20 protein-coding genes are annotated in these 19,172 nt (G+C 70.8%); 3 read left to right on the top strand and 17 right to left on the bottom strand.

The window, feature by feature from the left end:
* Positions 1–74: 74 nt before the first annotated feature.
* A complete protein-coding gene (locus tag ACWGH4_RS13105) occupies positions 75–602 on the bottom strand; it encodes a peptidylprolyl isomerase (RefSeq protein ID WP_441263360.1) in 528 nt (175 codons plus the stop codon).
* A 275-nt stretch (positions 603–877) separates the two neighbouring features.
* Between ACWGH4_RS13105 and ACWGH4_RS13100 the strand changes: the two genes are divergently transcribed.
* The gene (locus ACWGH4_RS13100; protein WP_453459439.1) at positions 878–1,555 is read left to right on the top strand and encodes a DUF5324 family protein; all 678 of its coding nucleotides are present in this window, start codon (positions 878–880) and stop codon (positions 1,553–1,555) included.
* A gap of 52 nt (positions 1,556–1,607) precedes the next feature.
* Here ACWGH4_RS13100 and ACWGH4_RS13095 read toward each other — a convergent pair whose 3' ends face one another.
* Positions 1,608–2,405, bottom strand: coding sequence for a DUF6344 domain-containing protein (locus ACWGH4_RS13095; protein WP_453459437.1), 798 nt, complete (start codon positions 2,403–2,405; stop codon positions 1,608–1,610).
* A 465-nt stretch (positions 2,406–2,870) separates the two neighbouring features.
* On the opposite strand from ACWGH4_RS13095, the gene ACWGH4_RS13090 reads away from it, so the two are divergent.
* Positions 2,871–3,872 (top strand): helix-turn-helix transcriptional regulator, encoded by a 1,002-nt coding sequence (locus tag ACWGH4_RS13090; protein WP_453459434.1) that lies wholly within the window; start codon positions 2,871–2,873, stop codon positions 3,870–3,872.
* A gap of 61 nt (positions 3,873–3,933) precedes the next feature.
* Here the strand turns inward: ACWGH4_RS13090 and ACWGH4_RS13085 are convergent, their stop codons facing one another.
* Entirely contained in the window at positions 3,934–4,218 is a 285-nt protein-coding gene (locus ACWGH4_RS13085; protein ID WP_441263356.1) for a hypothetical protein, read from the bottom strand.
* Positions 4,219–4,420: 202 nt separating this feature from the next.
* Here ACWGH4_RS13085 and ACWGH4_RS13080 point away from each other — a divergent pair, with 202 nt between their 5' ends.
* A complete protein-coding gene (locus ACWGH4_RS13080) occupies positions 4,421–4,858 on the top strand; it encodes a hypothetical protein (RefSeq protein WP_441263355.1) in 438 nt (145 codons plus the stop codon).
* An 88-nt stretch (positions 4,859–4,946) separates the two neighbouring features.
* Here the strand turns inward: ACWGH4_RS13080 and ACWGH4_RS13075 are convergent, their stop codons facing one another.
* The 14 genes from ACWGH4_RS13075 to ACWGH4_RS13010 all read right to left on the bottom strand — a co-directional run bounded on the left by ACWGH4_RS13075 (position 4,947) and on the right by ACWGH4_RS13010 (position 18,853).
* Positions 4,947–7,460 carry an insulinase family protein gene (locus tag ACWGH4_RS13075; protein ID WP_453459431.1) on the bottom strand — a complete coding sequence of 838 codons (2,514 nt, stop codon included), beginning with the start codon at positions 7,458–7,460 and terminating at the stop codon, positions 4,947–4,949.
* Positions 7,457–8,344: a hypothetical protein gene (locus tag ACWGH4_RS13070; protein ID WP_453459428.1), complete on the bottom strand. Its 888-nt coding sequence runs from the start codon at positions 8,342–8,344 to the stop codon at positions 7,457–7,459. Before ACWGH4_RS13070 ends, ACWGH4_RS13075 begins: the two co-directional genes overlap by 4 nt.
* The gene (locus tag ACWGH4_RS13065; protein WP_453459425.1) at positions 8,341–8,916 is read right to left on the bottom strand and encodes a flavoprotein; all 576 of its coding nucleotides are present in this window, start codon (positions 8,914–8,916) and stop codon (positions 8,341–8,343) included. The genes ACWGH4_RS13070 and ACWGH4_RS13065 overlap by 4 nt, the downstream gene beginning before the upstream one ends.
* A 191-nt stretch (positions 8,917–9,107) precedes the next feature.
* The gene (locus ACWGH4_RS13060; RefSeq protein WP_453459423.1) at positions 9,108–10,100 is read right to left on the bottom strand and encodes an LLM class flavin-dependent oxidoreductase; all 993 of its coding nucleotides are present in this window, start codon (positions 10,098–10,100) and stop codon (positions 9,108–9,110) included.
* Between the two features lie 131 nt (positions 10,101–10,231).
* Positions 10,232–12,046, bottom strand: a complete 1,815-nt coding sequence (locus tag ACWGH4_RS13055; protein ID WP_453459420.1) for an ABC transporter ATP-binding protein — start codon at positions 12,044–12,046, stop codon at positions 10,232–10,234.
* A gap of 165 nt (positions 12,047–12,211) precedes the next feature.
* Positions 12,212–13,378, bottom strand: coding sequence for an ABC transporter permease (locus tag ACWGH4_RS13050; RefSeq protein WP_453459418.1), 1,167 nt, complete (start codon positions 13,376–13,378; stop codon positions 12,212–12,214).
* A gap of 157 nt (positions 13,379–13,535) precedes the next feature.
* The gene (locus tag ACWGH4_RS13045; RefSeq protein WP_453459415.1) at positions 13,536–14,435 is read right to left on the bottom strand and encodes an ABC transporter ATP-binding protein; all 900 of its coding nucleotides are present in this window, start codon (positions 14,433–14,435) and stop codon (positions 13,536–13,538) included.
* On the bottom strand, positions 14,428–15,495 hold the full coding sequence (locus ACWGH4_RS13040) for a methyltransferase (protein WP_453459413.1): 1,068 nt from the start codon (positions 15,493–15,495) through the stop codon (positions 14,428–14,430). The genes ACWGH4_RS13045 and ACWGH4_RS13040 overlap by 8 nt, the downstream gene beginning before the upstream one ends.
* A gap of 123 nt (positions 15,496–15,618) precedes the next feature.
* The gene (locus ACWGH4_RS13035) at positions 15,619–15,807 is read right to left on the bottom strand and encodes an LxmA leader domain family RiPP (RefSeq protein WP_005314919.1); all 189 of its coding nucleotides are present in this window, start codon (positions 15,805–15,807) and stop codon (positions 15,619–15,621) included.
* A gap of 2 nt (positions 15,808–15,809) precedes the next feature.
* A complete protein-coding gene (locus ACWGH4_RS13030) occupies positions 15,810–15,989 on the bottom strand; it encodes an LxmA leader domain family RiPP (RefSeq protein WP_005314921.1) in 180 nt (59 codons plus the stop codon).
* 72 nt (positions 15,990–16,061) lie between these two features.
* Positions 16,062–16,256, bottom strand: a complete 195-nt coding sequence (locus ACWGH4_RS13025) for an LxmA leader domain family RiPP (protein WP_037774183.1) — start codon at positions 16,254–16,256, stop codon at positions 16,062–16,064.
* A 162-nt stretch (positions 16,257–16,418) separates the two neighbouring features.
* Positions 16,419–17,384: a T3SS effector HopA1 family protein gene (locus ACWGH4_RS13020; RefSeq protein WP_453459409.1), complete on the bottom strand. Its 966-nt coding sequence runs from the start codon at positions 17,382–17,384 to the stop codon at positions 16,419–16,421.
* Positions 17,381–18,523, bottom strand: coding sequence for a class V lanthionine synthetase subunit LxmK (lxmK, locus tag ACWGH4_RS13015; RefSeq protein ID WP_453459406.1), 1,143 nt, complete (start codon positions 18,521–18,523; stop codon positions 17,381–17,383). The genes ACWGH4_RS13020 and lxmK overlap by 4 nt, the downstream gene beginning before the upstream one ends.
* A 60-nt stretch (positions 18,524–18,583) precedes the next feature.
* Positions 18,584–18,853 (bottom strand): hypothetical protein, encoded by a 270-nt coding sequence (locus tag ACWGH4_RS13010; RefSeq protein ID WP_453459403.1) that lies wholly within the window; start codon positions 18,851–18,853, stop codon positions 18,584–18,586.
* Positions 18,854–19,172: the final 319 nt, after the last annotated feature.

Genomic DNA, 19,172 nt, shown 5'->3' with positions numbered 1-19,172 from the left:
ACGTCGCCCCGCCCATCCTTCCGGATGGACGGGGCGCAAAGGTTCCCCCTGGGAAAAACCGCCTGCGGCGGGCGTCAGCGCGTCTCGACGACGACGGACTCGATCACGACGTCGTTGACGGGCCGGTCGGTGCGCGGGTTCGTCTGAGTGCTCACGATCGCGTCGACGACCTTCTTGCCGGCATCGGTGCTGACCTCACCGAAAATGGTGTGCTTGCGCGTCAGCCAGGCGGTCGGGGAGACGGTGATGAAGAACTGGGAACCGTTGGTCCCCGGGCCGGCGTTGGCCATGGCCAGCAGGTACGGCTTGTCGAAGGCCAGGTCCGGGTGGAACTCGTCCTCGAACTCGTAGCCCGGGCCGCCGGTGCCGTTGCCCAGCGGGTCGCCGCCCTGGATCATGAAGCCGCTGATCACGCGGTGGAAGACCGTGCCGTCGTACAACCTGTCCGTGGACTTCTTGCCGGTCGCCGGGTTGATCCACTCCCTCTTGCCCTGCGCGAGCTCGACGAAGTTCTTGACCGTCTTGGGCGCGTGGTTCGGCAGAAGCCGGATCTCGATGTCGCCTTGGTTGGTCTTCAGGGTGGCGTAAAGCTGCTCGGCCACGATCTGCCTTCCGTAAGTCTTCTCTGACGTCTCCCGATCCTTGCACGGAAGAGCCACTCACGGAGAAAGGCCGCCGGGTCGTCGCCCGAGCGGCACGCTTTGGGTGGAACCGTGGCATCGTCGTCCACAAGCTCCCGGCATGACCCGGATGCCCGCCCCGCATGCCGGGGCGGCGTTCAACGGGCATGATTTTCAATCGGGTGGAAAGGCGGGACTGTACCCCAACTGGGGACAACCCCGGTCACCCTCAGAACGCCACCGAGGAGGAGGATCCCGTGACCCGCATGGACAGCGTGCGCGCCGCGACCGGTACGGCGAAGGACAGCGTGCTGCACGCCGCGGACGTGGTGGCGCCTTACGCCGGCACGGCCAAGGACCAGGCCGCGCACTATGCGCACGAGGCCCGCGTACGGCTCGCGCCGAAGGTTTCGCAGGCCGCTACCGCGGCCCGAGTTCAGTACGGCAGTCGTGTCGCACCACACGTACCGAGGAAAGTCGATGTGGCCGCGCGCCGCGCCGCGGTACAGGCCAGGAGGGCCGCCCGTCAGGCGGCCGACTACACCGTCCCGCGTGTCGAGCACGCGATGGCCGTGGCTCAGCCCGTTCGTGAGGAGGCTACGGCCCGTTCGGCTGCCGCTCTGGCCGCGCTGCGCGGTCAGGTGACGGCCAAGGAGATTCGGAAGCTGGTGAGGAAGCACGAGCGGCGGTCGAAGGCCGGTCGTATCGCCAAGGGTCTCGCGGCCCTCGGCGTACTCGCCGGCGGAGCTTTCGCCGCATGGAAGTGGTGGGACAAGCAGGCCAATCCCGACTGGCTGGTGGAACCGCCCGCTGCGACGGAGGTCTCCGACCGTGCACCGCTGGCCTCGGTCGACGGCAGCACGCAGGCCGGGCTGGACCCTGACGTCCAAGTGAAGCAGGACGAGGCCGAGTCGGGCGACGAGGACCGCCGCTGACGGCTTGTCCGTCTTACGTAAGGCGCCGGGAGTGGAGAACGCTCCCGGCGCCTCATGCTGCGAGGAGAGCGGGGCCGTCACCCTGGTCACCGCGCGCGGCCGCGAAGTCGGCCGTGAGGACGACCGCGGAACCTTCGGGGGCGTCCTCAAGGGACCCGGCCGGGACGGCCGAGAGGGCGCGGCGGGACGCTGCGGCGGACGCACCGGTCGGAGCGGCAGCGGAAACGCCGTCGGAGACGCCGGCCGGAGCCGCGGCCGAAGAACCGTCGGAGACGCCGGCCGAGGAGTCCGTGGACGGGGCGGCCGGAGTGGCGGCCGAAGGAGCGGTCCGGCTGTCGGCCTGAGCGTCGGCGCCGGTGGAAGTGCTCATCGAGGGGACGTCCCCGAAGCGGGCGGCGGACCCTGTCGCGGCAGCGGGGGCGGAGGCTGCGGGGGACGGCACCGCGGGGACAGGGGCGGCTGCCGAGGAGGCACCGGTTGATGTGGCGGCGCGGAACGGGCCTGCGTAGGGCGCCGGCGGATACGCGCCACTCGTGTCGGGCCCTGACAGATGCCGCACAGCGGGAGACGATCCGTGCGCCTCGGCGCTGATGCGCTGTTTCATCGTGGGCGGCAGCGACCGGTCGCGCACCGTCGGTGCCGGCCATGTGACCTGTCGCCTGGTCTGAGCCGGCACCGTCGCGCGCAGCGCCTTCGGACGGGCGGCGCCGGCCGGCTCGTCGGGGGACTGCGCGGCGGGCTGTGCCGTGGCGGCGGTCGCGCCGGCGGTGGTGAGCCCCACCGAGGCAAGCAGAGCAAAGAACGCGGTGAGGAACGCGTTCCACAGATTCCTGACCTTGAAGGTGGCCATGACCCCTCGCTTTCGGGTTGAGCGCTTTACATACCTTCCTCATGATGTGTACGCATTCCGAGAAGTGGGGGAGCGACGCCGCCACTGCGCAGTTCTTCTGATGAACAACACTCGGACGGCCCAGCCCGCCGGGGAACAGCCGCCGAGTTGCGCACCCGCCCGAGGCCGTCCATGGATGTTCCCCGAATCCCGCCACTCGCTGATCGTGCAGATCAGCGCCTACGCGACAGCCCACATCCGCGGTCCTCCACCGACCGCTGCGGGGTGGTTCGTCGTTCTCGCACCGGGCTGATCCCCCTTCAGGAGGCAACGCAGAAACGGAAGAAGCACCGGGGCCCGATTCGACAGACGCGGGTCGCGCCGCTACGGGGGCTACTTGCCTACTTTGCTATCCCATTACGATCAGCCCCAACGCCGCGCACGCCACCTGACCAGGCGCGCCGGCAGAAAACCGGGGAGCACGATTTGACCGTCAACGACCTGTCCGTCCTGGGGATCTCCGCACTGGAAGAGTCGATCTACCGGCACTTCCTGCGTAATCCCGACACTTCCGCGGACGACATCCATCTTCTGTTCCACACCTCGCTCGAGTCCGCCGCGGCCGCCAGGGACCGGCTGTGCGAACTGCGACTGCTGAGATCCACGGAAGGCGAAGGCGGCCCGACCCTGTCCGCGGCGGACCCCGCCACGGCCGTCGACCAGCTGATCGACGTACGACTGCGGGACCTGCACCAGGAGTTGCAAGCCGTCACGCAGGCACGCCACTTGACGGCCTCCCTGTGCGCCGAGCAAGGGGTGCACGCGCTCCCGCCGCAGAGCGTGGAGCGGATGGAGAGCATTCCGCAGATCCGCAGCCGGCTGGACGACCTTGCCTTCTTCGCCCGTGAGGAAGTGCTGTCCGTCGACCCCTACACCGCGCTGACCGCCGACAGCATCGCGCACTCGCGCCCCCTGGACCTGCGTTGCCTGCGGCGGGGCCTACGCATCCGGAACATCGTCATCAAGGAGGCCCTCGATGATCCTCCGACGCTCGCCTACCTGCGGGAGATCGCCGCGCACGGGGCGGAGATCCGGGTGACCGAGGAGGTGACGGAGCGCATCATCGTCTTCGACCGGCGTACCGCGCTCGTCCCGCTGGATCCCTCGGACACGGCGCGGGGCGCGCTGATGGCGCGGGAGACGGGGCTCGTCGCCAACATCCTGGCGCTGTTCGAGAAGATCTGGGACCAGGCCCAGCCCCTGGCCGAGCTCACCGATCCGACGGACACCGCCAGCGGCGGACTGTCCGAGACGGAGCGGCTGGTACTGGAATCCATGTGCCGGGTCGAGAAGGACGAGGTCGGCGCCAGGGAGCTGAAGATCTCGGTGCGGACCTATCGGCGGCACATCGCCGACCTGCTCCGCATCCTCGGCGCCGGCAGCCGTGCGCAGGCGGCACTTCTGGCGCGGGAGCGGGGCTGGGTCTGACCGGTGGGTCCGCGGCGGCGGGGTGGCCGGGCAGCCACCCGGCCCGCCGCTGCGGGGCCTTCTAGGACGGCCTGATGCGCCACCCGGTCAGAGCGCTGTCCGTGAGCACCGTCTCCAACCGACCGCGGATCTCACCGGGGGTGCCGGGGACGGAGTGCAGGGGGATGCCCAGGGCGATCTCGTTGTTGCCGACCGTCGACACGCATGCCCAGTCGGCGGGCAGCAGCCCGATGAGCCGGATCGCCGTCGTCTGGCCCGGCGCGGCGTTCTCGTCGGTCCTGACCACCGTGAACAACAGGTGTTCAGCGGTGCCCGGCGGCGCTTCGGCCGGCCCGTCGTCCTTCATTGGTTCCTCCCGGTAGAGCTCGCATGAGCCGTCGTGTCCCCCGTCGTCCTGTCCCACGCCCGTGCGTGGGGATCAGGGTGAGCCTGGCACCCGGATGAGCCGCGGGGAGGTCCCCTCACTGACAGCATGCTGCAGCGGGGTGCCATGATCCTGCAGCCGCCGCGGCTGTCCGGCCGGTCCGGGCCCAACTAGCTTTCTGTGCATGGCAAACGAATCAGTGCACCCCCCACACGGCACCGGTCACGGCCGACAGGACGCCTCCTCCGGCAGGAGTCCCTGGTGGTACTACCCGGGGCTCGGCGCGTCGCTCGCCGTCGCCTTCGTCTGCATCGACATCGGTGGCAGCCTTGTGCCCGCCGGCCCGATCGCCGGTGCCGTCCTCGGCCCCTCCCTGCTGACCTGGGCCGCGTCCCGCAGCCGTGGCCGCGCCGCCACGCAGGCTCTTTCCGCCGCCGGTTCGCGCAACCTCTTCGGTCTGTATCTCGTCCTGCTCGGGCTGGTCACCGCGGTGGGCCTCGGGCTCGGCCTGGGCACCGACCTCACGGGCGCGGCGAGTGCCGCCGGTCTTGTGGCCCTCGCCCTGACCGTGGTGCTGGGCCGTCAGGCGGACCGCGCCGTCACCCGACCCGGCCACTCCTGACCTCCCGCCCCTCGTCCTTTCTCCGCCTTCCCGCTTCCGGCGCCACCGGGTCCCGACGGACCCGGTGGCGCTTTCCGTCGTCCGCACCTCAGTGGACGGCCGCCGGCACGGCCCGTGGCAGGAACAGCCGCCCGGCCGCCCGGGAGACGTCCTCGGCGGCGACCGCACGCAGCAGACCGGGGAGCAGGAGGGGAAGGTCGGCATCACCTCCGGCGGACACCGTTCGCCGCAGCAGGTCCGCGCGGGCGGCCGGTGAATCGAAGGCGGCGAGCAACTGGGCGGCGCAGAAGTCACGTACGGGCCGCAGTTCCCGTTCCGTGAAGGGCTCGGCGGCAAGCCGGTCGGCCTCGGCACGGATACCGGCCCACGCTTCTTCCAGAGCATCCGAAGGCACTCTTCCGCGCAGAAACGCACGCGGCACCCCGCAGACCGTGTCCCGCCCCGTGTACATCTCGAAGCCCGCGACCGTGCGGTCCGCGAACCGCCCGGCGAGCCGGCCGCCGAAGAAGCCGCCCATGGCGGCCGTGGCGAGGAACCGTGCCGCCTCGTCGGCCGCCCCGGTGACCGGCCGTTCCATGACGGAGAGCAGCAGCCGCACATGCGCGCCGTCGACGGCGTGCGACTCCCGCGGCGCTCCGTCGTCGTGCTCGTACGGCGGCCTGGCGGTTTCCGGCGCGGACTGCTCGCGCACCCTGCTCCAGGGCTCGAGCGCGTCCGCCGCCCGGGCGACGACGGTGTCCGGGTCCAGTTCCCCTACGGCGATCAGCGTGCCCGCGCCGACCGTGGCGTGCGCAATCAGCTCCGCCCGTACACGGTCGTCGAGCTCCTCTTCCGGGGTACGCGGGGGAACCGGCGTCCCCGGACGATCGAGGGTCGAGTGCTCGGCGAGCATGGCGGGCGCCAGCTCGGCGAGCACGGTCAGCCAGTCGGCTGTCCGTCCGGTCGGTGCGTGACCCGAGACGTCCAGCCATTCGCCGTCGACGGCGACCGCGAGCGTTCCGCCGAAGTCCTCGGTCCGCGCGGCAGCACGGATGTGCCGTGCGCGGGCACGGACCCGTTCACGGGCAGCGCCGGGACTGCGCCATCCGGCCCGCCCGAGCGGCACCCGCCAGCGCAGTTCCACCAGAGGGGAGCGGCGATCGGCGACCGCGACCACACGCGTGCCTCCGGGCAGTTCCACTTCGCGGGTGGGCAGGCGTCCCGGCACGAGGGGCGCACCGGGTCCGGGAACCGGCAGGGCCCCGGGGCGCGGGAACGCGTCCACCGCCTGCGCCGTTCCGCCGACCGCGGCCGATGACGGGCCGGAAGAGTCCGAGCGCACCGGGACAGGACGGGTGCGACGGGCGCCCGGCTCGATGACCAGGACCGCCTTCGGTTGCTGTGCCAGTGAACGCGCCGCATCAGCCACCTGGTCGGTCCGCACCTCCCGTATCAGCCCAGGGATCGCCTCGAGCAGTTCCGCTCTGCCGAACAGCGTCTCCAGCCGGCCGAGCGCGCGAGACCTTGTCTCGATGTCCGCGTGGGCGCGCTCGTGCTCCACCGCCATCAGCCGGGCCGCCCGGGGGACGGCCTCGTTCAGACCGGGATCGTCCGCCCAGGTGCGCAGCCGGTCCGTGATCGCACGGACCACCTCCTCGGGGGTCCGGCCGGCCGGAAGGACGGCCGTCACGACCAGCGGGTCCGGGTCCCTGGCGTCCAGCGGCCCGAAGAATCCGCAGTTCGCGGCGGCCGAGGGGAGGCCGAGGGCGGCGGCCCCGTGGCGGTTCAGCAGTGCGGCCAGTACCGCGTGCGCGAGATAGCCGGACAGGTCCCTCTCCGGATCGGGCAGGCGGTGCCCCAGGGCCAGCACGGTGGCGCTGACTCCGGGCTCCTGGTACCTGGCCCAGCGGTCCGTCGTCGGAAGGGACTCGTGAAGGGTGGGCGGCAGTGGATGCGGCCGCGCGGGAATGCCGCCGAAATGACGTTCGATCAGCGCACGGGTGACATCCGGCTCGGCCGCGCCGACAACGGTGAGGACCGCGTTCCCGGGTGCGTAGTGCGCGGTGAAGAACTCCTCGCAGTCCTCGATCGTGGTCTTCGCCAGCGTTACGGGATCGCCGTATCCGTCATGAGCGTTGGCGTGCCGGCTGAAGAGAACTCCTGGCAGAAGCGGCCAGGGGAGTCCGCCGTAGGGCCGGTCGGTGGTCGCGCCGTGGATCTCGTCCGCCACGCCTGCCAGTTGTTCGGCCAGGTGGTGTTCTGTGAACAGGGGCGCCCGCATCCGGTCGGCCTCCGCGAAGAGTGCCTGCTCCAGTGCCTCTGCGGGCGCGACCTGGAAGTAGTCCGTGTAGTCCTGGTGCGTGGTCCCGTTGGCACGGCTGCCGAGCCGGTGCACATGGTCGTAGAACCGGCCTCCGGGAAGGCTGACGCTGCCGCGGAACATGAGGTGTTCGAAGAGGTGTGCGAAGCCTTCGCGGCCGGAGGGCTCGGAGCGGAATCCGACGCCGTAGTGCACGGACACCGCGGCCCGGGGAATGCCCGGTTGATGCTGCAGCAGAACGCGAAGCCCGTTCGGCAGGGTGAAGCGGTCGAGGCCGGCGGGGCCGGGCAGAGGCGGCGTCATGTCACCGCTCCCCGCAGGCCGATGAGGAAGCGCAGGAAGTCGGCGTACTGCTGGAAGCTGTCCACAGGTTCGTCGAGATACGCGGCGATGTCGTGGACGTGCAGCATGATGCGCAGCACCGCGAGCCACTGCCAGTCGGCGCCCGGATCACGGCCGTACCCCTCGCACAGGGCGTCGATATGGGCCTGCCAGGCGACGGGGTCGCCGCCCAACTGCCACTTGAGTTCGACGAGTTCGCCGATGATCCAGCCGATGTCGACGTACCAGGGAAGGACACTCAGGTCCTCACCCGCCAGCAGCGTCGCCGAACCGTCGGGGCCTGCTATCAGCGAGCCCAGGCCGGCCGCACCGTGCGCCAGCACGGTGGGGGTGTCCCCGACGACCCGCTGGTGCCATCCGCGCACCGTCGCCCATGCCGGGTCACCGAGGGCCTTGCGCATCTGCTCGGCGGCCTGGGCCGCGCGCGGTGTCGGGGCGCGGCCGGTCAGCCAGCTGTCCAGCCGGTCGAGCCCACGGGACCCGTGGGCCCGGGCCGAGGCCGGCGGCGGCACGTCGTGCAGCGCCCGCAGGGTCGTACCGAGGTCCCGCAGCGCCTGCGGCGGGACGGCGCCCGGACCGCCGGTGAGCAGCAGATACGCGACGGAGTGCTCCCCCTCGAGGTGGTACGTGCGGCCGACGCCGTCGGCCGCGCCGAAGACGACGCGGACGCCGGGACCTGTCACGGCGGGCGGTGTGCGCGGCACGGGAACGAACGGAGCGGGGGCATACGGGCCAGGAGCCCTGCGCCACTGGTGGAGCCCTCCGGGGAGCAGGCGGACCTCCGTGCGCAACAGGCCGGTGCCGTAGCGGGTCACCGCTTCCGCTTCGAGGGTCGGGAGCGTCACAGCAGTGCCTTTCTTTCCGGGTGGACACGTTGGTCGTCGATGAGCTGGACGCGTCGGCCCTCGAGCCGTTCGATCACCTCGGGCAGGGTCGGTGGGACCCATGCCTCCATACGGCCGGTGGTCAGACTGCGGCCCTGCTCGGGTGGCACCATCACGACATTGGGGCGGGCCGACAACTGCGACCAGTGCTCACGGAAGGCGGGACTGTCGAGACCGCCGGGCGGAAGTGCGGGCGCCACGGCGATCGGAGCGCGGGTGCACTGGGCGGCGAGCAGGGAGGGGCTGTCGGCGAGGCCGAGGGCCAGGCGTGCCGTGTAGTGGAGCGTCGCCGGGTAGACGACGAGTGCCTCGGCCCATTCGGCGAGCGCCACGTGACGGGCGTGCACTTCGTCCTCCGGCCACTCGTCGAAGAGGACGTCGCCGGCGACCCGGTGGGCGAGCGCTTGCCGGGTGACGAATCGCCGGGCGCTGCCGGTGAGGACGACGGACACTTCGAGGCCGGCGTAGGAGGCGCGCAGCCAGTCGAGCCAGAAGGGCAGGCTGGTGGCGTAGGCGGAGCCGGTACTGACCATCAGGAGCCGCTCCACGCCCAGTTCAGGTGCCTGCGGCGTTGGCGCAGGTGACTCCTGTGCTGACGGAGCAGCCGCTGGATGCGCTGCCGACGAGGCATGGACGGATGGGGACGCAGGGCCCGAAGCCCCGGGCGAGCGGGGGAGCGGGGTCCGTACGGGAGAGGCCTGAGGGGACCACAGCGGGGTTCGCGTCATGAGAGCACCTCACGCAGGAGTGTTTCGAGTTCCTTCAGAGCTGTCCGGGTCCCGGTGGTGGCGAAGACCCCGGAGACGTTCAGGACGATCTCGTCGACACCGGCGCTTCGGTATTCGTCGAAGGCCTCTGCGATGTCCAGCGGTCCGCCGTACACAAAGGCGCCCCCCGCGATCAGAGCCTTGGCGCTGGCCACCGGGTCGGTCTCCATGTCCACATCGATTCCGGACCGGTGCAGCATGTCCCGGTAGTGCGGCAGCGACATGTGGGCCGAGTTGCTCGCGAGCGCCACGTCCGTCGGTTCCCGGCCGTCCGCGGCCAGGGCCACCGGCACCATGGCCACGAGGCGGGGCCGGGCGCGCCCGGCGCGTGCCGCACCTTCCTCGAGCGCCGGCACCACCACGTCGCGCAGATACGTCGCGGGGGTCAGCCAGGTGATGGCCGTGTCGGCGACCTCACCGGCGAGCTTGGCCATACCGGGACGCAGCACTCCGAGGCCCACCTCCACCTCGGGCCGCGGCTGCACCGGGAGCCGGCCGCGGACCCGGAAGAACTCGCCGTCCAGGTCGACCGCTTCACCGTCCAGCAACCCGCGTACCGCCGTGACGTACTCCCGGCAGGCGCCGAGCTGGCTGCGATAGGGAGCCCCGAGCAGGTTCTTCTGAAGAACACCGGCACCCGGTCCGAAGCCCGCCACCACGGGATGGTTCATGGTGACCGCCAGCGACTGTGCCTGAAGTGCGGCTTCGTAGGGGTGGCGCAGCGGCATCACGGTGACTCCGGTTCCGGCCGGGACACGGAAGCCGGACGCGGCCATATAGGCGAACGTCTGGTGCGGCTCACCGACGGAGGACTGGCCCTGCCACAGCCGGTGGGCGCCGGTCCATTGAGTCAGCGCCGCGTACGGCAGCGCCTGCTCCGGACGGGACGGGGTGAAGGGCATCAGCACCGAGTACTGAGGCGTGGCGGCGGAGACGGCGGTGCCGGTCATGAAGGCTCCTGGGAACGGTGTCGGGACGATGTCGGCCCGACCGTGTTTCACGTGAAACGTGGCAGGGCGAAGGCAGGCGGACCGTGTTTCACGTGAAACAAGCCGGCGGTCGGGCCAAGGCGGAGAGTCGGTCAGGCCGCGATGGGTGCTCGGAAATCCGCACCGAGCGACTGGCCTGCCACGAGCTCGGCGTAGGCGGGGCAGCGGTCCACAAGTGCGGCGTGTCCCCCCTCGTCGGTGACGGCACCGCGGTCCACGACGATCACGTGATCGGCGTGCTGGATGGTGGAGATCCGATGGGCGACGACGACCACGGCGCGCTCTGCCGCCAGTCGGTCGACGGCAAGTCGCAACCGCTGCTCGTTGACGCTGTCCAGATGCGAGGTGGGCTCGTCGAGGAGAACCAGGTCCGCGTCGGCCAGCACCGCGCGGGCCAGCGCCAGTCGCTGTCGCTGTCCACCGGACAGCCCGGTGGTGCCGTCGAGCACGGTGTCCAGGCCGTCGGGGAGCGCCCGGATGTCTTCGGCGAGACCGACCCTGTCCAATACGGAGTAGAGGGTGGCGTCGTCGGCAGGTCGCCGCCGGCCGAGGACGAGGTTGGCCCGTACGGACTCCTGCAGGAGGGTGGATGCCTGGTCGACGTAGGCGATACGGCTCCGGAGGTCGGCCGGGGACCAGTCGGCCAGGTCCCGGCCGTGGACCTCGATGCGACCGCTGTCGGGCTCCATGAAGCGCTCGATCAGGGACAGGACGGTGGTCTTCCCCGAGCCGGACAGACCTACGACTGCGGTGAGACCCCGGCCCGGAACGGTGAAGCGGGCGCCGCGCAGCACAGGGCGCTCAGCCTCGTAGCCGAACACCACGTCCTCGAAGCGGACTGCCGGAACCTCCGCGGAGGCGACGGCTCGTGTCGGCACGGAGGCGGACGGGGAGGCCGTTGACGACACGGCCGGCGCGTAGGTGCCCTCCTCGGCCGGCAGCGCGAAGACGTCCTCGAAGCGCTTACGGGCCACCAGGCCCAGCTGGATCCCGCTGACCCCGGACGCGGCCATGATCAGCGGAGCGGTCAGCTGCAGCAGGTAGAGCAGGAAGGCGACGAAGTCCGCAAGGAGGAGGTGACCGTCGAGCATTCGCGCACCGCCACCGACGACGACGGCGACCAACGCGATCTGCTGTCCGAGGTTGATCACCGGCACCATCAACGACTCCATGCGCGCGGCATCGGTCTCCAGCTTCGCCACCTTCCGGGCACGCTCCGCCAGGTTCGCGGACACGGCGTCCTCGGCCCGGTACGCCTTGATGACGGTCAGTGAGTCCAATGCGGCGACGAAGCTCTGGGCGAGTGTGCCGACCTCCTCGCCCACGGCGGCGTACTTGCGGCGAAGCCCCTTGACGACGAGCGTGATGATGCCGACGGCGGCCAGGAACGCGCCGACCGTGATCAGCAGCAGGACCCAGTCGAGCAGCCCCATGACCACGAGCGTGCCGAGAACGGTGATGCCTGCCATCGGCAGCTGCACGGGGCCGATGTCGATCAGATTCTTGATCCGGGCGGCGTCCGAGGTCAGCCGGGCCACGAGGTTGCCGCTGCCCTCACGCCGGGCGTCAGCGAGCCGCAGACCGAGCGAGTGCCGCATGGTCCGCACCCGCAGCCGGCAGATGAGCCGCTGCCCCATCCGGCCGAGCAGGAAGGAGGCCAGCGCTCCGGCGGCGGCGGACCCGAATCCCGCAGCCACCATCACGGTGGCCCACACGCCAAGGCCTTCGCCGCTCTGGATCGCGCCCAGCAGCTTGCCCACGACCAGCGGCAGAGCGAGCGTCGCCCCGGTGGAGACAAGGGCGAGCAGGCCGACGGCCGCCAGTTGCAGTCCGTTGCCGCGGGCGAGTTCCCGCAGCACCTTCAGCTCGGCCACGGGTTCCGCCCCGGCCCCTGCTGTGTGCTTCATGGCAGTCCAACTCCTCTGATCAGTACGGTGGTCGGGCGCGGTGCGCATCGCCGTCATGCCGGCGGGACCGCTGTGCCGAAGCTGTTGACGGCAAGCTCGTCCACCGCGCGGCGGGCGTGAGGTGCGGCGCCGCGACGGCGGCGCGGGGCCGAGACGAGGTCCGGTTCAGAGACGGGCGCCGCGCAGGGCGTCCTTCACCTTGACGATCCCGCCGTGCTGCAGCAGACCTCCGGCGTAGACCCGTCCGCCGAGGCGGATCAGTACGGCGGCGGTAGTGAGCATCAGGCCGAATGCGGTGCCGATCTGCCACCAGGGCACGTCCTCGTAAGCCATGCGGACAGGCATGGCCGCCCATGAGACGCCCGGCACCAGCGAGAGGATCTCGACGGTGGCCGAGTCGGTGGATCCGGCCAGGGCCAGGCCGGGCCCGATCAGTCCCAGCATCTGGATGCCGTTGACCGGTCCGACGACGTGGTTGACGTCCTCGGGGCGGGAGACCAGCGAGCCGGCCACCGCGTAGAGCGTCACGAAGAGGATGTAGCCGGGGACGAACCAGACCAGCACGTTCAGTCCGGCGCCGACGGCGTCCGCCGGGGCCTCGAAGAGACCGAAGGCGACCGCCGCTCCCAGGCAGGCCGTCGCCAGAACCAGGATCTGGACCAGCGCGGAGGCGCCGAGACCGACGATCTTCCCTGCCAGCAGGTGGCGGGCTCTGACCTTGGCGAGCAGCACTTCCGCGATCCGGCTGGACTTCTCCTCCGCGACGCCCTGTGCGACGGCGAGGCCGGACACCAGCATCAGCATGAAGAGGATGAAGACCGCGGTGGCCGCGGTGGTCGTGCGCTGGATCGTGCGTACGGCGTCCGGGTCCAGCGTGTTGGTCGGCAGCGGGGGCACCGCGGCGGCCTCGGCGGCCTCCGCCGCGCTCAGCCCGTGCCCGCGCAGCGACGCGTCGAGGACGACGGCCCGGTGGGCCTCCTGGAGCAGGCGGCCCAGTTCCTCCGGCAGTTCACGCTGGACGACGATTCCACCCGGTCCGTCGATCACCGCGGCATCAGCCTTGCCGTCACGCACGGCCGCCCGTGCCGCGTCGGCGTCGGAGGCGGTCGAGACGTCGGCGTGGGGGCGCAGGGCGGGCGCGAGCGCCGACTGCCGGCCGGTGAGGACGACGCTCGGCCGCTCTCCCCCGCCGCTCTGGAAGTAGCTGGTGGCGCCGAAGGTGACGGCCATCATGATCGCGGTGATCGCGACCGACATCCAGAAAGCCTTGTTGGTCAGTTGCTGTGCGAGTTCCCTGCGGGCGATGGCGAGGACGAGCTCGCTGTCGCGCACGCGGCGCGGGTCCGTTTTCGCCGCGTCGTCCGGCCGCGGCACCGATCCGGCGCCCCTGTGGTCCGCGGGCTGCTGTCCGGTCCGAGCCGCGGACTGTTGTTCCTTCTGCTGTGCCATGTGATCGTCGCGTTTCATCGTCTGAGGTGCCATCGGGGGGTCAACCCCCCACTGATTCGCGGAAGATGTCGGCGAGTGCCGGCCTGCGACGCCCGAATCGCTCGATCTCGCCCGCAGCGCCCGCCACGTCGAGGATCCGCGCGGCCGGTACGCCGTCCGCCACGCGGAGCAGGACCGTACGGCCCTGCTTCCCGACGACCTCGACGCCGTCGATGCCTTCAAGAGCGCCGGACCAGTCGTCCTCGGCGCCACTCAGTTCGACCTCGACCGGTCCGCGGTCGGCGCCGGCGCGCAGCTCCTCGACGGTTCCCTCGGCGACGAGGGTGCCGTCCCTGACGATGCCGACGCGGTCGCAGAGCCGTTCCACGAGGTCGAGCTGGTGGCTGGAGAAGACCACGGGAACCCCGCGGCGTGAGAAGTCCGTCAGTGCGTCGGCCATCGCGTCGACGGCCACCGGGTCGAGTCCGGAGAAGGGCTCGTCGAGCACCAGGACGTCGGGGTCGTGGATGAGGGAGGCGATGAGCTGGACCTTCTGCTGATTGCCCAGCGACAGTTTCTCGAGCGCGTCCTTGGGTGCCGCGACGACGCCGAGCCGCTCCATCCACTCCTCCGCGCGGCGGCGTGCGACCGCGCGCTCGACACCGCTCAGAACAGCGAAGTGCACGAGCTGGTCACGCGGCGTCATCTTGGCGTAGAGGCCCCGCTCTTCCGGCATGTAACCGATGCGGGCCCGTGAGGCGGCGTCGACCGGCCGGCCCTGCCAGCGGACCTCGCCGCTGTCCGCCTGGAGTACGCCGAGTGCGATGCGCATGGCGGTCGTCTTGCCGGCGCCGTTCGCCCCGCAGAAGCCGAAGAGTTCGCCGGGCCGGACGCCGAATGTCAACCCACGCAGCACCTTCCGCTCACCGAAGGCCTTGTGCAGCGCGTGGAATTCAAGCATTGCGGAACTCCAGCAGCGAACGGACCGGAGTGACCGGGCCTTCCCACGAGAGCCGCAGGCCGGCCGTGGCGGCCAGTGCCTTGATCTCCGCGACCGTGCGGACCGGACGCGGCATCACGGCACGGATGTAGAGCTCGGTGGCGGCTGTCGCCGGACCGTCGGCCTCCACCGGAATGTTGACGTCGGCGATCAGGACCCGGCCGTCGCGGCCGGCCGCCTCCGCGACACGGCGCAGGATCGCGACCGCCTGCTCGTCGTTCCAGTCCGCCAGGATCGCCGACAGCAGGTAGACGTCGGAGCCAGGGGTGATGGGGTCGAAGAAGCTGCCGGTCTCCGCGGTGAGCCGGTCACCCAGTCCGCTCTCGTCGAAGCGCAGTGCCGCCACTTCGGAGGCGTTCTTGAGGTCGAGGACCCGGCCGCGCAGGTGCGGGTTGCGCAGGGCGAGTTCAATGAGGAGTGTGCCGTTGTTGCCGCCGACGTCGGTGACCGAGCCCACGTCGGACCAGTCGTAGGCCTCGTGGATCAACTCGGCGCCCCAGCCCAGTTGCTGGGGCCCCTCCTTCCGGAAGGCGGCCGCGAACCGCGGATCCTCGTTGACGGTCTCCCAGTAGCCCTGGCCGAAGACGGAGGCGTGTGCCGGCTCTCCGGTCCGCACGGTGTGCAGGATGTTGATCAGCGCGAGGTCGGTACGGCCGAAGAGCCCGTCCATGCTGAGGTGCTGCCGCAGCCCGGCCGGATCGGAGTCACGCAGGAGCGAGCCGAGACCTGTCACGGAGTAGCTTCCGTCGTGCTCGTCCCGGTCGAGGATGCCCAGCCGCACCAGGTGGCGCAGCAGCATGTCGAGCAGTTCGGGATGCGTGTCGGTCAGCTTCGCGAGCTCGGCCGTGCCGGTGGCGCCGGCGTCGATGTGGTCGGCCAGCCGCAGGGTGGCCGCCGTGCGGACGGCGGCGGGACGCAGGACGTCGGCCATCCCCATCAGTTCCTGGGCGCGCTCCTGGGCGGTCCGGAGCGCGTCGTCCCCGGCCCTGCCTTCGGTGCGTTCCGCTGTGGTGACAGACATGCGGTGTCGTGCCTTTCTCGCCCTGGGGGCGGGTCCGTGCCGGGGAAGGGGCCGGGCGGGGCCGGGCGGGACCGCCGCTGGTGCGGCGGTGCCACGCCCGGACGCCCGGCTGGTGCCGTCCGCTCAGCAGCCTTCCTTGTACGTCTTCACCGTGAGCTGGCTGCCCAGCCAGGAGATGGTCGCCGCGGCGCAGGTCGGGGTGGACGCCGGAGCGTCCGCCGCAGCCTCCGCGACGAGCTCGCCCGCCTCGCTGTACGTGTCGTAGCCCGCGACGAGCTCGCTGATGGAACCCGTCTGCTGGAGGTCGGCCATGGTCAGCAGCCTTCCTTGTACGTCTTGACGGTGAACTGGCTGGCGAGCCAGGAGACGCTGGCCGCTCCGCACGGGGCGCTGGTGGCCGGGGCCTCGGCGGCGGCGGTGGAGTTGAGCTCCTCCGCGTCGCTGTACGAGTCGTAGCCCTCGATCAGCTCGGTGATCGCACCGGTCTTGTCCATGGAAACTCCTTGTGTGTCAGGTACTCGTCAGATGTGGGCGCGCACCGGCGCCCGGAACGCGAGGTGCGGGTGTCAGCAGCCGGCCTCGTAGGTGGCACCGGAGATCGCCGAGGCGGCCGAGGCGCACCAGGTGGAGCTGGCGACGCTCGCGGCGCAGACCGGCGTGGTGGCCGGGGCGTCCGCGGCGGCGGTGACGTTCAGCTCGTCGACGTCGGCGTAGGCGTCGTAGTTGGCGATGAGGTCCATGATCTCGGTGTTGTTCTGCATGGTGTTCTCCTGGAAGCAGGGGCCGGCGTCGGCCGGCCCGGACGAGGCTGAGTCGAAAACAGAGGGCGCTCTGGGTCGCCCCCTGCAACCGCCTCAGCCGTCGGGCGAACGGTTCTTCCTGCCGGAGCCGGGACGGGGGGAAACCGGCTCCGGCAGGGGTCCTCAGCGGCGAGGCAGATTCCGGTACGGGGCGGCCGGGTCGGCGCCGGCCTCGCTCAGCGCCTCGGCCAGCAGCTCCTCGAACGGTCCCTCGCCGCGGGCGGCGTCGAGCAGGGCGTGCGCCGTGGCGGTGGCCCGGTGCTGGCCGAAGCTCAGACCGGACATCGCCGGTCGCGGGTCGTCCGGTTCCTCCGCGACGGAGACGCCGGGGGCCAACTCGCGGGTGAACACGGATGTTTCCGTGCCCACGCCGTCGGCACCGCGTACCGCCTCGGCCACAGAGCCGGCCGCGTCCGCCGCCTCCCCCGTCAGATAGACCACCAGCGCGTCACGCCGGGGGTACAGCGCACGGGCCGACAGGGCCTTGCTGCGGTAGGGGACACCGTCGGCCTCGAGACGGGCGAGCACCCGCCCCCACACGGGCGCCGCGTGCCGGGCGGCCGTGACATGCACGTACACCCGCAGCGTGCGGTCGCCGCGCGGCCTGGGGCGCGCTCCGTCGACCATGAAGAAGCCGGGCGACAGGGCGGGCCGCAGCGCGGCGACCCGCAGGGTCGGGATGCTGCCGGGGGCGGTGGGGTCGCCGTCCACGACATGGTCGCGGGGGACCCACACGCGGACGCCGTCCCGTTCCACGAGCAGCGGTCCGTCACCCGCCGCGGTGTGGTCACCGGCGTCGAGCACCCGCACCCGGGTGGTGGTGCCACGATGCGGGACCACCGAGGCGAGCTGCTTCTCGAAGCTCTCGTCACGCAGGTTGAGAGGCAGGTCGCCCTTGTCCACGTCCTGGCCGGCGTGCAGTACGTCGTACAGCGCTTCGGCGAGGAGCCGGCGCATCTCACGCGGGTTGTCGGAGGTGACCGTACGGGAACCGAGCCGGGCGGTTGTGCCGTCGTCGGTGACGTGGACATCCCGAAGGGCTCCGATGAGCCGGTCCGGCAGTGCCGGGGCGGCGGTGATCGCCGTCATCTGCTGATCTCCTCGGAATCGTCGAGGCCGAGCGTGGCCGCGAACTTGTGCGGGGCGAGCAGGGCCGCGCGGCCGATACCCGCGGCTGCGCGCTCGATGCCGGAGAGGCGTGCGCTGCGCTGTGAGCCGGCCATCAGCCGGTCCAGCAGATGCCAGCCGGCGAAGGCGGTCGCCCTGTGGGTCAGTCCCGGGTCGATCTCGGGGCGGGCCTTTCGGTATCCGGACCAGAACTCACGGATGATCGGAAGAAGTCGTTCCAGTTTTTCCGCGCCACGGCTGAGCACGATGTCGTGGGTGAGCTCGACCTCGAACGTCGTCGCGTCGCCGCGATTCGTCACGATGTCCAGCACCGAGCGGTAGAGCCATTCGCCGGCGAAGGAACCGACGTCACGGGCGGGATCCGCGAGGCGGAACTCCTCCCAGTCGGTCACATAGAATTCGTCACCCTTGATCAGGAACTGGTCCACGCGCAGATCGCAGTGAGACGGAACCTTGGGAGCTTGCTTCTCCTGTTCGCGCAGCCGGGCGACCCCGCGAACCAATTCCGTGTCCTGCTGCATGAGCCGCCAGGCCTGCGTCTCACCGAAGCTGAGGTTCTCGAACATCGGCAGCGGAATTCCGTGGAGGAGACGTACGGAAGGCTGCGTGGGCGGCGAGTCGTCGAATTCCTGGTATCCGGCGGGCCGTGCCTCGTGCAGCAGGCCGATGGCGGTGCCGATCCGGCGGGCGAGGCCACCGTCGAAAGCCTCGTCGACCATCAGCTCCGCGCCGTTGTGCGCGTCTTCCACCAGCGCGAAGGCGACCAAGGCGCCGGCATCGTCGAAGCCGAGCAGCCGGGGCCCGCGCAGCGCGTCCAGAGGCAGCGTCCGCGCGCACCGTTCGAAGGACCGGAGCCTGCGCATCCTGGCCCGCACATCGTCCTCGGGGCCGACCAGACGCTTGACGAAGACGGGGTGGCCTTGGTCGGTGACCCCTGCCCAGCAGTCGTTGCGGCCGACCGGGGCGGTGAGTGTGTCGCGGTCGAAGACCCCGAGTCCGAGGCGCTGGACCAGGTCGTCCACCGCGGGGTACCGGTCCAGGTCCACCGGCTTGTAGCCGGGCTTGGCCGCCTGTTCCGTGGCCTCCAGCATCACTGTCATGATTCCTCGTTCGCGCTTTCTCCGTGGACAGCTTCTTTTCCGAACCGGCCCGCCGGCGTATTACTGCCAGGTGATGGAATCGAGGACCGAAGCGTCCGGCGCCGGGGTCTGCCAGGTGATGGAACCGTCGGACAGGATCGGAGCCGGGGTCTGCCACGTGATGGAACCGTCGGACGGGATCGGAGCCGAGGTCTGCCACGTGATGGAGGAGGAAATTCCGGCACCCGCACCGGGGGCCTCATTCGCCTGCGCCGGAGCGGCGGCGATCGCAAGCCCGCCGGTGACGAGGAAGAAAGCGCCTGCGGTGCGGAGAGCGGTGTTCTTCTTCATGATTCCCCCTACTGGACTTTCCGGGTTTTTGTTCCCGGCCCGTTTGCCTGTACGAGAAGACTGCCAGCGGAACGGGGGTGCCAGAAGGGAAAGGAGTGTCAGCTTGCTGCAGCCGCTCGTGCAGCATGGTGCAGCACCCTGAAACGGGCATACATCTGCCTGGAAAAGAATCAACGGGCGCCCCGCAGAGAACGGGTGCGGCGGCCCGGAGTAAGCGGGGCCTCATGTCAGCGGAGGCCTCATGGGAACGGAGCGTCGCACGACTCGACGACGGCTCGCGGCGGGCACGGCGAGAGCGCCGGCAGAAACAACGAAGAGG

Source organism: Streptomyces sp. NPDC054847 (genome assembly GCF_053610925.1).
Note: the sequence above shows the minus strand (reverse complement) of the source record. Positions and strands in the feature narration are given on the sequence as shown.

Bases quoted from the DNA above. Each gene is read 5' to 3' on its own strand.
- ACWGH4_RS13095 (WP_453459437.1), bottom strand. From the start codon at position 2,405: ATGGCCACCTTCAAGGTCAGGAATCTGTGGAACGCGTTCCTCACCGCG.
- ACWGH4_RS13085 (WP_441263356.1), bottom strand. From the start codon at position 4,218: ATGAAGGACGACGGGCCGGCCGAAGCGCCGCCGGGCACCGCTGAACAC.
- ACWGH4_RS13080 (WP_441263355.1), top strand. From the start codon at position 4,421: ATGGCAAACGAATCAGTGCACCCCCCACACGGCACCGGTCACGGCCGA.
- ACWGH4_RS13075 (WP_453459431.1), bottom strand. From the start codon at position 7,460: ATGACGCCGCCTCTGCCCGGCCCCGCCGGCCTCGACCGCTTCACCCTG.
- ACWGH4_RS13065 (WP_453459425.1), bottom strand. From the start codon at position 8,916: ATGGTCAGTACCGGCTCCGCCTACGCCACCAGCCTGCCCTTCTGGCTC.
- ACWGH4_RS13060 (WP_453459423.1), bottom strand. From the start codon at position 10,100: ATGACCGGCACCGCCGTCTCCGCCGCCACGCCTCAGTACTCGGTGCTG.
- ACWGH4_RS13055 (WP_453459420.1), bottom strand. From the start codon at position 12,046: ATGAAGCACACAGCAGGGGCCGGGGCGGAACCCGTGGCCGAGCTGAAG.
- ACWGH4_RS13045 (WP_453459415.1), bottom strand. From the start codon at position 14,435: ATGCTTGAATTCCACGCGCTGCACAAGGCCTTCGGTGAGCGGAAGGTG.
- ACWGH4_RS13040 (WP_453459413.1), bottom strand. From the start codon at position 15,495: ATGTCTGTCACCACAGCGGAACGCACCGAAGGCAGGGCCGGGGACGAC.
- ACWGH4_RS13035 (WP_005314919.1), bottom strand. From the start codon at position 15,807: ATGGCCGACCTCCAGCAGACGGGTTCCATCAGCGAGCTCGTCGCGGGC.
- ACWGH4_RS13030 (WP_005314921.1), bottom strand. From the start codon at position 15,989: ATGGACAAGACCGGTGCGATCACCGAGCTGATCGAGGGCTACGACTCG.
- ACWGH4_RS13025 (WP_037774183.1), bottom strand. From the start codon at position 16,256: ATGCAGAACAACACCGAGATCATGGACCTCATCGCCAACTACGACGCC.
- ACWGH4_RS13020 (WP_453459409.1), bottom strand. From the start codon at position 17,384: ATGACGGCGATCACCGCCGCCCCGGCACTGCCGGACCGGCTCATCGGA.
- lxmK (WP_453459406.1), bottom strand. From the start codon at position 18,523: ATGACAGTGATGCTGGAGGCCACGGAACAGGCGGCCAAGCCCGGCTAC.
- ACWGH4_RS13010 (WP_453459403.1), bottom strand. From the start codon at position 18,853: ATGAAGAAGAACACCGCTCTCCGCACCGCAGGCGCTTTCTTCCTCGTC.